The sequence below is a fragment of the Paenibacillus sp. WG02 genome, assembly GCF_055396115.1.
In genome coordinates this window covers 272501-285834 of record NZ_AP036016.1, presented here as the reverse complement: position 1 = coordinate 285834, position 13334 = coordinate 272501, and the positions used below count along the sequence as shown (strand labels likewise).

10 protein-coding genes, 8 tRNA genes, 1 rRNA gene and 1 pseudogene (1 of these 20 cut by a window edge) are annotated in these 13334 nt (G+C 46.6%); 3 read left to right on the top strand and 17 right to left on the bottom strand.

Features of this window, described 5'->3' with window-relative positions:
* Positions 1 to 35 precede the first annotated feature (35 nt).
* The 8 genes from hisG to ACBP55_RS01285 all read right to left on the bottom strand — a co-directional run bounded on the left by hisG (position 36) and on the right by ACBP55_RS01285 (position 7833).
* Positions 36 to 671, bottom strand: coding sequence for an ATP phosphoribosyltransferase (gene hisG / locus ACBP55_RS01320; RefSeq protein WP_464649172.1), 636 nt, complete (start codon positions 669 to 671; stop codon positions 36 to 38).
* Positions 672 to 785: 114 nt separating this feature from the next.
* Entirely contained in the window at positions 786 to 2003 is a 1218-nt protein-coding gene (locus ACBP55_RS01315) for an ATP phosphoribosyltransferase regulatory subunit (RefSeq protein ID WP_464649170.1), read from the bottom strand.
* 208 nt (positions 2004 to 2211) lie between these two features.
* A complete protein-coding gene (locus tag ACBP55_RS01310; RefSeq protein WP_464649168.1) occupies positions 2212 to 2706 on the bottom strand; it encodes an acyltransferase in 495 nt (164 codons plus the stop codon).
* Positions 2703 to 3362 carry a pyrophosphatase PpaX gene (gene ppaX / locus ACBP55_RS01305; protein WP_464649166.1) on the bottom strand — a complete coding sequence of 220 codons (660 nt, stop codon included), beginning with the start codon at positions 3360 to 3362 and terminating at the stop codon, positions 2703 to 2705. Before ppaX ends, ACBP55_RS01310 begins: the two co-directional genes overlap by 4 nt.
* Positions 3340 to 4311 (bottom strand): prolipoprotein diacylglyceryl transferase, encoded by a 972-nt coding sequence (gene lgt / locus ACBP55_RS01300; protein WP_464649164.1) that lies wholly within the window; start codon positions 4309 to 4311, stop codon positions 3340 to 3342. Before lgt ends, ppaX begins: the two co-directional genes overlap by 23 nt.
* Positions 4312 to 4358: 47 nt before the next feature.
* On the bottom strand, positions 4359 to 5300 hold the full coding sequence (hprK, locus tag ACBP55_RS01295; RefSeq protein WP_029199454.1) for an HPr(Ser) kinase/phosphatase: 942 nt from the start codon (positions 5298 to 5300) through the stop codon (positions 4359 to 4361).
* Positions 5301 to 5475: 175 nt separating this feature from the next.
* Positions 5476 to 6606: an ABC transporter ATP-binding protein gene (locus tag ACBP55_RS01290; RefSeq protein WP_029199455.1), complete on the bottom strand. Its 1131-nt coding sequence runs from the start codon at positions 6604 to 6606 to the stop codon at positions 5476 to 5478.
* 111 nt (positions 6607 to 6717) lie between these two features.
* Complete coding sequence (locus tag ACBP55_RS01285; protein WP_464649162.1) at positions 6718 to 7833, bottom strand: PucR family transcriptional regulator; 1116 nt, start codon at positions 7831 to 7833, stop codon at positions 6718 to 6720.
* Between the two features lie 441 nt (positions 7834 to 8274).
* On the opposite strand from ACBP55_RS01285, the gene ACBP55_RS01280 reads away from it, so the two are divergent.
* The 3 genes and pseudogenes from ACBP55_RS01280 to ACBP55_RS01270 all read left to right on the top strand — a co-directional run bounded on the left by ACBP55_RS01280 (position 8275) and on the right by ACBP55_RS01270 (position 10827).
* Complete coding sequence (locus ACBP55_RS01280) at positions 8275 to 8871, top strand: gluconate 2-dehydrogenase subunit 3 family protein (protein ID WP_464649160.1); 597 nt, start codon at positions 8275 to 8277, stop codon at positions 8869 to 8871.
* A pseudogene (locus ACBP55_RS01275) lies at positions 8868 to 10431 on the top strand (GMC family oxidoreductase). Before ACBP55_RS01280 ends, ACBP55_RS01275 begins: the two are co-directional and overlap by 4 nt.
* Positions 10432 to 10524: 93 nt before the next feature.
* Positions 10525 to 10827, top strand: a complete 303-nt coding sequence (locus ACBP55_RS01270) for an MTH1187 family thiamine-binding protein (protein ID WP_047678943.1) — start codon at positions 10525 to 10527, stop codon at positions 10825 to 10827.
* Between the two features lie 116 nt (positions 10828 to 10943).
* On the opposite strand, the gene ACBP55_RS01265 is transcribed toward ACBP55_RS01270, so the two are convergent.
* The 9 genes from ACBP55_RS01265 to ACBP55_RS01225 all read right to left on the bottom strand — a co-directional run.
* Positions 10944 to 11016: transfer RNA gene (locus ACBP55_RS01265), tRNA-Lys, on the bottom strand.
* Between the two features lie 9 nt (positions 11017 to 11025).
* Positions 11026 to 11107 (bottom strand) — tRNA-Tyr (locus ACBP55_RS01260).
* Between the two features lie 46 nt (positions 11108 to 11153).
* A tRNA-Phe gene (locus tag ACBP55_RS01255) sits at positions 11154 to 11226 on the bottom strand.
* 45 nt (positions 11227 to 11271) lie between these two features.
* Positions 11272 to 11348: transfer RNA gene (locus ACBP55_RS01250), tRNA-Asp, on the bottom strand.
* Between the two features lie 26 nt (positions 11349 to 11374).
* Positions 11375 to 11450 (bottom strand) — tRNA-Thr (locus tag ACBP55_RS01245).
* Between the two features lie 13 nt (positions 11451 to 11463).
* Positions 11464 to 11539, bottom strand: a tRNA-Val gene (locus tag ACBP55_RS01240).
* Between the two features lie 16 nt (positions 11540 to 11555).
* Positions 11556 to 11632, bottom strand: a tRNA-Met gene (locus ACBP55_RS01235).
* Between the two features lie 27 nt (positions 11633 to 11659).
* A tRNA-Ser gene (locus ACBP55_RS01230) sits at positions 11660 to 11751 on the bottom strand.
* Between the two features lie 76 nt (positions 11752 to 11827).
* Positions 11828 to 13334: ribosomal RNA gene (locus ACBP55_RS01225) — 23S ribosomal RNA — on the bottom strand; it runs 1409 nt beyond the window's last position.

The following is a 13334-nucleotide window of genomic DNA, read 5'->3' as shown; positions in this document are numbered from 1 at the left end:
TAGAGGATCGTCGTTCCTCTAAAGCACTTCTCGCGCTACACCTTCATCACAGGCAAAACAGCCTGGAGCATATCACACAACCGCTGAATAGAATCATTCTTCATGCGGTAACTAACCCGATTCGCAATTAAGCGGCTCGTAATTTGAAAAATCTCCTCTTGCTCCACAAGTCCATTCTCCCGGAGCGTCTCTCCCGTTTCAACCATATCCACGATCCGGTCAGCAAGACCAATTAGCGGCGCAAGCTCGATAGAGCCGTTTAGCTTGATAACCTCAACCTGCTGCCCCCGCTCACGAAAATACTGAGAAGCGACGTTCGGATACTTCGTCGCGACGCGCGGATTAATCTCTTGCTTCCAATCTGGCAGTCCAATAACCGACATCCGGCAGCGTGCTATGCCCAGATCCAGCAGCTCATACACGTTGCGGTTCTCCTCCATCAGGACATCCTTGCCAACTACTCCGATATCCGCTACACCATATTCGACATAGGTAGGAACATCCACCGGTTTCGCCAAAATGAATTCCATTCTTGCTTCATGAACAGGAATGATTAACCGGCGCCCTTCTTCCAGATCCTCTGGAATCGGCAGACCCGCTTTATGAAAAAGCTTCGCTGCTTGTTTATAAATACGGCCTTTCGGCATTGCTACTTTTAAAATATCATCCACCGTTCCAACCTCCTTCAAGCTTCCAATCAACCGAGCGAGACCCATCATGCATTTGATTCTGCTCTTGCTCCTGAACTTACTCTCACTCCTGCTCTTCACTTTCACTTGCTCGTATCAAACCGCCGAATCAATCATCGTAATAACATCGCTATAAACCGTTCCGCGAAGCTCGTACTGGCCGTCTCCCTTGTTCAACAACTCGTTCGACCAAGCTTCATACTCGCTCACCAACTGCGTGATAATGATAACCTCATCATCACTACTGCGCATAGCTTTCGCCAGCTGCAGCGCTTCTTCACGATGCTCTGCATTGTAAGCAATCAGCACGCGACCTGGCTGCTCCACTTTCTCTTTGGCTGTAACCTCTAGGATTCGGTTCGTTTTAAGCGCAAACCCCGTCGCCGGAGCCGGACGCCCAAACTGACTCAGCAGATTATCGTATCTGCCGCCGCTGCAAACCGGGAAGCCTAAATCGGCTGCGTAGCCCTCAAACGTCATGCCTGTATAGTAGGAGAAATCTCCAATCATTGTTAAATCAATGACTACATGCTCACTAACTCCATAGGCTTTCAGTACATCCCATACTTCGCATAAATGACGAATCGCATCCTGCGCGATTGGGTGCTGAGATACCATACGAGCTTGCTCGCAAATTTCATCTCCGCCTCTAAGTCGCAGCACGCCAATAAGCTCACGCTCCACCTCCGGTGTAAGAGCCAACGTCTTAATGGCTTCGCGGTACCCCACATAATCGCGACTGAGCAAATGCTCTTTCAGTGCGAGCTGTGCATCACTGCGTCCTTCCAGCGTTTCCTGGAATAAACCGTTCAGGAAGCCTACATGGCCGAGCGCAATCTTGAATGCGCCTACGCCAGCCGCCTGCAATGAAGCAATCGCTAACGCTACTACCTCAGCATCCGCTTCGGATGAAGCATCTCCAATAAGCTCGACGCCCGTTTGGAAAAACTCGGAATCCCGTCCAGCTTCCTCTTCAATCGAACGAAAGACATTCGAATGATAAGATAAGCGCAATGGGAACGCATGTTCCTTGAGCAAGGAAGAAGCTACACGCGCTATTGGCGCTGTCAATTCAGACCGCAAAACAAGCGTCTTTCCCTTACGGTCGAGCAGCTTGAACAGCTTTTTATCTTCTGTGGAGCTCGCAACACCAACGGTATCGTAATATTCGAGTGTAGGCGTAATGATCTGGTTATAACCCCAGCGTTCCATACAGGCCAATACACGGAATTCAATATTTCGCAGCTTCGTAACCGCCTCGGGCAAATAATCTTTAACCCCTAACGGTTTTTCAAATACTTTTGGCTTTGACACCGTCTCACCTCAACATGTAGGAATTCAATTTCCTTTTTATTCACTTTAACACAGTAACGTGCTACCATACTACCAAAATAAAGAATGTACGGCTATTTTATCACGGAAGCTTAGGACCGTCAATCGTCTTTACCTTGAATATCGACTCTTCATATCCGCATTCACACACGCAAAAAAAAGAGCTGTACGGCTCAATAGCATACAACTCTCATTTCTCATTCATTCTTTCACGAATCGTCTGAAGCGGATTCCCTGCCACAAAGCTATGCGGTGCCACGTCCTTATGCACAACCGAACCCGCTCCAATAATGGCATAGTCTCCAATCGTCACACCGGGCAGAATCGTCGTATTGGCACCTACCATCACATGCGATCCAATATTTACATCTCCGAGTCTATACTCATTAGTTAAATATTCATGGGCCAATATCGTCGTGTTATACCCAATAATCGTATTGCTCCCAATATGAATCTTCTCTGGAAAAAAGACATCCACCATCACCATCAAAGCAAAAGCGGTATGTTCACCAACCTTCATCCCCAATATGTGCCGGTAGATCCAATTTTTCATACGCAGCGAAGGCGAGTACCGCGTTATTTGTATGAATACGAAATTCCGCATCGCCTTCCATTTGCTAACGGTATGATAGATTTGCCATAAAGCATTAGGTCCATCTACCGGATACTTATCCGTTTTTCTCAAACAGCATCCACATCCGACGTCAGCCCCACAATAGGAAGCAGGTCAAGCATATCGTCGATCAAATGATCCGGGTTATACTGCTCTAAGTAGGAGCGCCCTTTCCACGACCAGGATACGCCAACTGATATAACACCCGCATTTTTGGCTGCCTCAATGTCATAATGGCTATCTCCAACCATCATCGCTTGGTCCGCTGTACTTCCTAACACCTTAAGGGCTGCAATTATGCCTTCTGGATGTGGTTTCGGCTCTTTCACATCTTCAACCGTCACGATAGTACTAACAAAAGTATCCAACCCACACAGCTTTAGACCCATCAGAGTGGTTTGTCGAATTTTGCTCGTTACGATTCCGATTTTAATCCCGTTTGCATGCAGCTTAGCCATCGTCGTGTGTACATTCGGGAATTCTTTGACCAGTTCATCATGCTTGGATAAGTTGAAGGTCCGATACTTCTTAATGATCTCTTCAACCTCTTTCCTGCCTGTAAAAAATTCCATTTGTTCCACAAGCGGACGCCCCATATTCGGAATGATGAGTTCCCTGCTAATAGGCTCTGCCGTCTCGCCTTCCAAGCTATGCAAAAAAGATTGCACAATAAGCTCGTTCGTATCAACAATCGTTCCATCCAGATCAAATAGTACGGTTTGAATCATAGTCTGCTCCTTTATCTACTTCTTGATCTTTCAATACTTTGCTTTTATCAGCTTTCGTGGAAACAATAGGATCAGCATAGCGCACATTCGCGTATCCTTTTTTCCTTCTTACGATAATAACAATAACCATCCCTATCACGATCAGAAGCGCTAACAGCTGCGAGAATCTTATATTTCCGCCATATGTCAGTACGCCCGGTTCAAATACAACTCTCATTGGTGACCACAGTGCATTCAAGAGCGACGCAAGCCACGTGGGGCCAGTGAAATCAAGACTATCTGTACGCACACCTTCGATAAAGAAACGACCAATGGAATACCAGATAAAATAACTGAAAAATAGTTCCCCTGCCCGAAGGAAAGGCCTGCGACGAAGCCAGAGTAGAACTAACAGCCCTAAGATATTCCAGACAGATTCATACAGGAAAGCCGGGTGATAAAAAGTACCCTCAATGTTCATTTGATTCACGATAAAATTAGGTAAATGCAAAGTATTACGTAGGAATGACTCCGTAACAGGGCCTCCATGGGCTTCCTGATTCATGAAGTTGCCCCAACGTCCTATCGCTTGACCCACAATTAAACCTGGCGCACATATATCGGCGATTCTCAAAAATGAGTACCCTTTGGCTCTTACGTAGAAAAAAGTACCGATAATCGCACCAATTAGCGCTCCATAAATGGCAATACCGCCGTGCCAGATCATAAAAATTTCAGCTAAATTATTCTTATAATCGGACCATTGGAAGGCTACATAGTAAAGTCTAGCGCCAACAATCGCTGAAGGTACCCCAATTAACAATAGATCCATGAAAAAGTCAGGAACGATTCGGAACCGTTTCCCTTCTCGAATTGCCAGTAACAAACCAATTAACGCGGCTGTACCTAAAATAATGCCATACCACCGCACGTGTATCGGTCCTAAGGAAAACGCAACACTTTCGAGCATAGTTTCACTCCTTCATTATATTTATATAAATTGCTGCTTAATCAATATCAATCGAAATCCTCAAAATCTTCGTTCAGCGACTCCGTAAGCTTATTCGTAAACTGAAGTGCCGCGTTATATCCCATTCGTTTTAAACGATAGTTCATCGCTGCCACTTCGACGATAACTGCTAAGTTTCGTCCTGGGCGAACAGGAATCGTGACGAGCGGCAGATCCGTATCAATGATGCGTGTCAATTCTTCATCGAGGCCCAATCGGTCATATTGCTTGTCCTGCTGCCAATTTTCCAATTTAACCACAACCGAAATCTTCTTCACATTACGGATAGCACCAGCTCCGAATAAAGTCATTACATTAATGATACCCACACCGCGGATTTCAAGCAAATGACGAATTAGCTCAGGAGCATTTCCTGTCAGCACCTTATCGCCATTTTGACGAATTTCTACGGCGTCATCCGCAATAAGCCGATGACCTCTTTTTACAAGTTCAAGCGCTGTTTCGCTTTTCCCGATGCCGCTGCTCCCTGTAATGAGCATACCTATTCCGTATACATCGACAAGTACACCATGAATTGTCGTACTTGGAGCTAGTTTATTCTCTAGAAACCCTGTTAAACGGCTTGCAAAAATCGTCGTAGACATTTGACTGCGAAGTACGGGGAGATCACGCTTCGTCGCTTCTTCCAATAATTCAACAGGAACATCTAGTCCTCTTGTCACGATGATACAAGGCGTTTCTTCCGGCGAGCATAGCTGCTCTACACGATTGCGCCTGACACCCGTCGTTAACATTTCCATGAAGGTGACTTCCGTCTTCCCTAGCACCTGGATACGTTCTCTCGGATGGTAATTAAAATATCCGGCCATCTCGAGACCTGGACGGTATAGATCACCGGTTGTTATGGGACGTTTCAGTCCAGACTCACCTGCAAGAACCTCCATATGGAGTTGTTCTACCAATTCGGAAACCTTCACTTTTTTGGCCATCGTCCTGTCTCCTCCGAGTTTTGCCTGTGCAAAACGTGCTTCATCTGCTATTATTCATTCTTTTCAATAGTTTCATCGTAATGGAATAGTTAGGTGAAATCAACTAAAGTGTTCGTGAAGCCGTATAAACAGACAAAAAAGGCCAGCCGATAACGGCTGGCCTTTCTGTTAAAGCTTATAGATTAGGGTTAACCAAGATGGACAATGTTGTATCTTTATCGAAGAAATGAACTTTGTTCATATCAAGTGCCAATTTAACGTTTGTGCCTTCTTTGATTCCTGAACGACCGTCAACACGTGCGATTACTGTGTTAGCGCCGATACCATTCAGGTACAAGTACATTTCGTGACCCAAGTTCTCAGTCAACTCAACGTTAACGTTGAATACTGTGTTCGGGGATGCTTCCAAGAATACAGGCTCTTCGTGGATATCTTCTGGACGAACACCCAGAATAACTTCTTTACCAACGAAACCTTTGTCTTTCAATACTTGTGCTTTTCCAGCTGGAACTTCAACGTTCACAGTACCTGCTTTGAAGAAAACACCACTGCCTTCTTGTGTCAATGAACCTGTCATGAAGTTCATGGATGGGGATCCAATGAAGCCCGCAACGAAGATGTTCACTGGGAAGTTGTAGATTTCTTCAGGTGTAGCTGCTTGTTGAATGATACCTTTATCCATAACAACGATGCGATCGCCCATTGTCATTGCTTCGATTTGGTCATGCGTTACGTAGATCGTTGTAACACCAAGACGTTTTGTTAATTTTGTGATTTCCGCACGCATTTGTACACGAAGTTTCGCATCCAAGTTGGAAAGCGGCTCATCCATTAAGAATACTTGTGGCTCACGAACAATCGCACGACCCAAGGCAACACGTTGACGTTGACCACCGGAAAGAGCTTTTGGTTTGCGATCAAGCAAATGAACGATATCCAAGATTTTCGCTGCTTCACGAACGCGAGCATCGATATCTGCTTTTTTGAATTTACGAAGTTTCAAGCCGAATGCCATGTTTTGATAAACAGTCATATGTGGATAAAGGGCGTAAGATTGGAAAACCATCGCGATATCGCGGTCTTTTGGAGCTACATCATTTACAAGGCGGTCGCCGATGTAAAGTTCACCTTCAGTAATTTCCTCTAATCCTGCGATCATACGAAGAGTTGTGGATTTTCCGCAACCGGATGCTCCAACCAATACAACGAACTCTTTATCTTCAACTTCAAGATGGAAATCTTTAACTGTGGATTCTTCTGCACCAGAATATCTTTTCACGATATGATTTAAACGTACGCCTGCCATGGTTTCATTCCCCCTACGATTTATCGATCATATGCTTGCTGATCAACTTTTCAATATACTCATCTTACCCTACGAAGTCCGGACTGACTATGCACAATCCCTACAAAAAAATCACTTTCTTTTCGTTACTTTGTACAATAGTAATGCAAGTCTCACTAAAACCGCATGATTGAACGTTCTAACATCCAGTCCAGTCTCATTTTTAAACTTGTCCAAACGATAGAGCAAGGTATTACGGTGTATATATAACTTCTTCGCCGTTTCACTAACGTTGCAGTCCAGTGTGAAGAAATGTTCCAACGTGATTACCGTCTCGGCATCCAGCACATGGTCTATGCCGCGAAGCACCTGCTCTAAGAATTCAGCCTTTTCCTCTTCATCAATCAAATGCAGCAGCTTCTCCAAACGAAGCTCCCAACGAAGATGAATAAAGCTGCCTACATGAAAGGAGCGCCCTAACATGATGGTCTCCCTTAGCTTAAGAATCGTGGCGAACAGCGATTTTGAAGGTTTTACCGGATAATCGATGGCCAGGTGGCATTCGCCAACCCACTCATTAGCAAGCATTTCATACAGCCCAGAACCGAGAGCGTCGAGAATCTGCTCTACGCTTTCTTCCTCATCCCCTTCTCGCTCTTCGCTGCCACTGGTGAGTAGACCTTCGGGTGCTAGAATCAACCACTCTTTTTCTAGTAAAGGAATCAGGATGATCTCCGATTCAAAAAAGGACTCCAACAGCTTCTTCAGCTCCGCATAGGAAACGCGCTGATTTTGAGAATAATCTCCGTACAACAACAGCGGAATTTTCGTTGAATACAGGGAGGATTGTGAAGCTAGCGCATCCGGGAGCTCGGCATGGGTTGAGCCGCGTTCCATCTGCAGCAGCAGCCAATCTCTTAATTGGTGCGCTTTTCTTTCATCTTCAGATAAAAAGATTCCCCACTGTTTCTTTTCTGATGTCATCTTAGAATCTACAGTTAGCTCCACGAGCTTACGCTCTGAAGCGGTTAGTTTGGCTTTGGAAACCTGCAAAACGCGAATATCTTTATGTTCTTTGGATAAATAAAAAAGCACATCCTGTCCGCGGACAACACTTCTACTAAAGCTCTCCAGATTCTCTGCCTGCTCTTCCGCCAAATGTTCCCAATCTGCCTCGGGTATCAAACTAATCTGCATAGGTGACTGTAAAACCGCTTCCAAACGCTCTTTTACACGCTCCCAATCCATCTGCCTCTCTCCTTACTCCCTTATATCTTCTATATCTATCTCCTTATTGTAACATATGTGCCCCCCCTCATGTGAATGTGAAAGCCCCCTCCTGCAGCAACGGCAAAAGGGATCTGTTTAATTCGTGATTTAGTTTAATACTCGACGAGCCATTACATAATGATCCGGCAACCATTCTTTATTGATGGAAGTGAATTTTACGCCACCTTCACCTTCAATCGTACAATTGGTAAGCGTGCCAAATATATCATTAGGTTTTGGAAGCTTGGTAAATATGGCTATTTAAAACCAACTCATAATCTTTGTTAATTTGGAAATAATTGTACTAGGGTGATTTCATCCTATATTTAGTTTCGTCTCCCTCATCAGCCGATGATGCCTTTATTATTTTCAGCCATTAGCATTTTTGGACTTACTGCTATCTATGGAGGTTGACTTACCTTGAAGAATCATACCTATTATCCAAACTACAACGTCCTAGATGAGCAAAAAGAATGGGATTCCCATACTCGGTCCATAGTGACCTCCCGACTGGTGCGTGAACACTCTTATCATTTTCTAACACCGGTAGAAACGGAAACATTACGGGTTTGGTGCGCTTTGCTCATGGATGATCATCGGGGAGATATTATTCAATCGATCCTTACCCATATCGATCGAACGTTGGCAGAAAATAAAGGGGAAGGACAGCGCAAAGTCAATGTACCCCCCATTCAAAACCTCCTGCGTCAGGGACTTAAAGCGATTGACGAGGCTGGATGGATAGCCGATAGCCGACCTTTCTTCGAATTAGACGAAGCTGCACAAAAGCACATCATGCTCCAAATCAGCGATGCCAGCTACCCTCCAACGGAAGCTTGGGATGATGTTCCACAAAAAGCACTGTTTCTTAAACTCCTTCAGTTAAGTGTAGAGGCCTATTACTCACATCCATTAGTTTGGTCGGAAATCGGTTTTGGCGGCCCAGCCTATCCTCGCGGATATGTACGAGCAGAACCTGGCCAACTTGACCCTTGGGAGGCAGTGAGGGAGCCATGAAGTGGAGACATGGAAATGATGCTGTCGATATTGTAATTGTAGGTGCAGGTGCAGCAGGAGGTTTGCTGGCCAAAGAGTTGAGTGAAGCCGGCCTGAGTGTTGTTGTGCTCGATGCGGGACCTTGGCGGGATCCTCAGAAGGATTTCGCTAGTGACGAGCTGAGCATGCGGAGTTTGGCATGGGAAGATACACGTATCGTCGATGGGACGGAACCATTTGGAGTGGGAAGGCATAATTCGGGTAAGGGCATAGGTGGCGGAACGCAGAACTTTACCGGTGTTTTTTTGCGGTTTCATGAATCAGATTTCAAAACAAAGTCTATTGACGGCGTTGGTGAAGATTGGCCCATTCACTACAAAGATCTGGAACCATACTACAGTAGAATTGAAAAAGAAATTGCAGTTTCCGGCCCGAGGCATTTCCCCTGGGGAAATTTCAAGGGCCCTTACCCTTATCCAGAGCGTGACCCCCTAAGTCCTAATGCTTATTTATTTCAAAAAGGCTGCGAAGCACTTGGCATTCAATCCGCGGTTACACCGCTTGCTATTCTCTCTACTCCTTTTGAAGGGCGTCCTCCCTGCACCAATCGCGGCTTCTGTATCGAAGGCTGTATACCGAATGCCAAGTTTAGCACCTTGATCGTTCATATTCCAAAAGCCGTACAAGCCGGGGCTGAAATTCTCCCTAATTGTATGGTTACCCAGATCGAAGTCGATAAAGAGGGGCATGTCAGTGGTGTTCTCTTTGTTAACCAAGGAAAGACCTATCGCCAACGCGCCAAAACTGTGATTATAAGCGCACATGTTGTCGAGACCCCTCGCCTGCTGCTTCACTCTGCTACGCCTCAATTTCCAGACGGTCTGGCGAATTCCAGCGGTCTGGGTTGGCCGCGCGATTATGACGCATAGCAGCAATGATGTTTACGCCAAATTTGAGCAAGAGGTTCGATTATACAAAGGCACGCCTGTTTTAGCCTCCACACAAGATTTCTATGAAACGGATCCGCGCAGAGGTTTTGCTCGTGGTTATACCATTCATTCACACGGCTCAAGACCTATAGATATGGCTCAGGGTATCAGCAAATCGTCTCACGAGCCCATCTGGGGGCCGCAGCTCAGGCAAATCATGCTTGATTACAACTACTATGGACGTTTAACCATGGTTGGTGAAGTTCTTCCGCAATGGGGCAACCATATCTCCTTATCTGATGAAAAAGATGAAAATGGCATGCCTCGTGCCTCCGTGAACTTTCATTATGGGGGTAACGATCTTAAATTAATCGATCACGCTGTAGAGAATATGAAACTCATCCTCAAAGCAGCCGGAGGCGAGGTTGCCCACGTAGTATCAGACACACAGCATCTCATGGGCGGTTGCCGTATGGGTAATGACCCAGCTACCTCCGTTGTCAATTCATATGGTCAAAGCCACGACATTCCAAACTTGTTCATCTGCGATGCGAGTCTCTTCGTAACCTCAAGCGGAGGGAATCCAACAAACACCGTCATGGCGATTGCAGCAAGAACAGCCGATTATATTATTGACCTTGCCTGCTCTTAATTGACGGAGTAGCTTCACGTTGAATTGCATTGCCTGTAGTCACTCATCTACAATAAAAGAGAGCTTTACAATATGAAAGGAGAAGTGACCTCCATGGCTATCGCAGAATTCACCATTATCCCTATAGGAACAGCCACTACAAGCCTTAGCGGCTATGTCGCAGATCTGCATAAAGAACTAGAAAAACATGCTGATATCGCTTTTGAAATGACACCTATGGGTACCATTCTAGAGGGTCCATTAGACCGACTGCTTGAAGTCATTCGTGCCGTCCACGAAGTCCCATTTACGAATGGAGCAGAACGAGTCTCCACCTCCATCAAAATCGACGATCGCCGTGATAAACCGGCCTCTATGAAGCAAAAAATGAAGTCTGTTGCCGACAAGTTGAAATAGAAAAAAAGCATCCGGCTTATGGATGCTTTTTCTTTATGTAAGGGCGAACTAACTTTGCCCATTGGTTATATAAAACAAAAAAAGACCTCACGGCCTTCAACGTTTACTTATAAAAGTGAGTCATGTAGGATTCGAACCTACGACACCCTGATTAAAAGTCAGGTGCTCTACCAACTGAGCTAATGACTCAAGGTAAAATGGAGGCTGATGGATTCGAACCACCGAACTCGAAGAGAGCAGATTTACAGTCTGCCGTGTTTAGCCACTTCACTAAGCCTCCAGATGAGAGATAACCATGCTGCATTGTTGCAGCACAACCATCTCAATGGCTCGGGACGGAATCGAACCGCCGACACGAGGATTTTCAGTCCTCTGCTCTACCGACTGAGCTACCGAGCCTTATGTAATTGTCTTTAGCTTGTCCAAATTCACTAAAAAAATAAATGGCGGAGCTGACGGGATTCGAACCCGCGGTCTCCTGCGTGACAGGCAGGCATGTTAGGCCACTACACCACAGCTCCATGCTACAAAAGTTAAACCATGAAAATGGTGCCGTCGAGAGGACTTGAACCCCCAACCTACTGATTACAAGTCAGTTGCTCTACCAGTTGAGCTACAACGGCAAGAAGATAAAAATGGTGGAGGCTGACGGGATCGAACCGCCGACCCTCTGCTTGTAAGGCAGATGCTCTCCCAGCTGAGCTAAGCCTCCGACTTGATTGGTTTTATGGTAGCGGCAGAGGGGCTCGAACCCCCGACCTTACGGGTATGAACCGTACGCTCTAGCCAGCTGAGCTACGCCGCCACATAAAAGGTATATATATTTGGAAACTGGCGGAGAGAGAGGGATTCGAACCCTCGCACCACTTACGCAGTCTAACCCCTTAGCAGAGGGTCCCCTTATAGCCACTTGGGTATCTCTCCAAGATATATATACAGTCAGGAAATATTATTCCCTGAAAACTAGATACGAAACTTACGTAAAGTAACATTCAGGGTTTAGGTTAAGCCCTCGACCGATTAGTATTCGTCAGCTGCATGCATTGCTGCACTTCCACCTCGAACCTATCAACCTCGTCGTCTACAAGGGGTCTTACATACTGGGAAATCTCATCTTGAGGGGGGCTTCGCGCTTAGATGCTTTCAGCGCTTATCCCCTCCGTACATAGCTACCCAGCGATGCCTCTGGCGAGACAACTGGTACACCAGCGGTACGTCCATCCCGGTCCTCTCGTACTAAGGACAGCTCCTCTCAAATTTCCTACGCCCGCGACAGATAGGGACCGAACTGTCTCACGACGTTCTGAACCCAGCTCGCGTACCGCTTTAATGGGCGAACAGCCCAACCCTTGGGACCTACTTCAGCCCCAGGATGCGATGAGCCGACATCGAGGTGCCAAACCTCCCCGTCGATGTGGACTCTTGGGGGAGATAAGCCTGTTATCCCCAGGGTAGCTTTTATCCGTTGAGCGATGGCCCTTCCATTCGGTACCACCGGATCACTAAGTCCGACTTTCGTCCCTGCTCGACTTGTAGGTCTCGCAGTCAAGCTCCCTTATGCCTTTGCACTCTGCGAATGATTTCCAACCATTCTGAGGGAACCTTTAAACGCCTCCGTTACATTTTAGGAGGCGACCGCCCCAGTCAAACTGCCCACCTGACACTGTCCCCATACCGGTTCACGGTACCAGGTTAGAACTCCGATACGATCAGGGTGGTATCCCAACGGCGCCTCCACCCAAGCTGGCGCTCAGGCTTCAAAGGCTCCCACCTATCCTGTACAGATCGTACCAAAGTCCAATATCAAGCTGCAGTAAAGCTCCATGGGGTCTTTCCGTCTTGTCGCGGGTAACCTGCATCTTCACAGGTATTAAAATTTCACCGGATCTCTCGTTGAGACAGCGCCCAAGTCGTTACGCCATTCGTGCGGGTCAGAATTTACCTGACAAGGAATTTCGCTACCTTAGGACCGTTATAGTTACGGCCGCCGTTTACTGGGGCTTCAATTCATAGCTTCGGGTTGCCCCTAACCACTCCTCTTAACCTTCCAGCACCGGGCAGGCGTCAGCCCGTATACTTCGCCTTGCGGCTTCGCACAGACCTGTGTTTTTGCTAAACAGTCGCTTGGGCCTTTTCACTGCGGCCCCCTCGGGCTATTCACCCTACCGAGGCACCCCTTCTCCCGAAGTTACGGGGTCATTTTGCCGAGTTCCTTAACGAGAGTTCTTCCGCGCGCCTTAGAATTCTCTTCTCACCCACCTGTGTCGGTTTGCGGTACGGGCACCTTCGCCTGGCTAGAAGCTTTTCTTGGCAGTGTGAACTCATGACCTTCGGTACTTAAAGTTTCCCTCCCCATCACAGCCCAGCCTTAACGGTTAGCGGATTTGCCTACTAACCAGCCTCACTGCTTGGACGAGCATCCATCAGCTCGCGTCACTATCCTTCTGCGTCACTCCATCGCTCATAACGGCTACGGTGGTACAGGAATTTCCACCTGTTGTCCATCG

Bases quoted from the DNA above. Each gene is read 5' to 3' on its own strand.
- ACBP55_RS01270 (WP_047678943.1), top strand. From the start codon at position 10,525: ATGGCTATCGCAGAATTCACCATTATCCCTATAGGAACAGCCACTACA.
- ACBP55_RS01285 (WP_464649162.1), bottom strand. From the start codon at position 7,833: ATGGATTGGGAGCGTGTAAAAGAGCGTTTGGAAGCGGTTTTACAGTCA.
- ACBP55_RS01290 (WP_029199455.1), bottom strand. From the start codon at position 6,606: ATGGCAGGCGTACGTTTAAATCATATCGTGAAAAGATATTCTGGTGCA.
- lgt (WP_464649164.1), bottom strand. From the start codon at position 4,311: ATGCTCGAAAGTGTTGCGTTTTCCTTAGGACCGATACACGTGCGGTGG.
- ppaX (WP_464649166.1), bottom strand. From the start codon at position 3,362: ATGATTCAAACCGTACTATTTGATCTGGATGGAACGATTGTTGATACG.
- hprK (WP_029199454.1), bottom strand. From the start codon at position 5,300: ATGGCCAAAAAAGTGAAGGTTTCCGAATTGGTAGAACAACTCCATATG.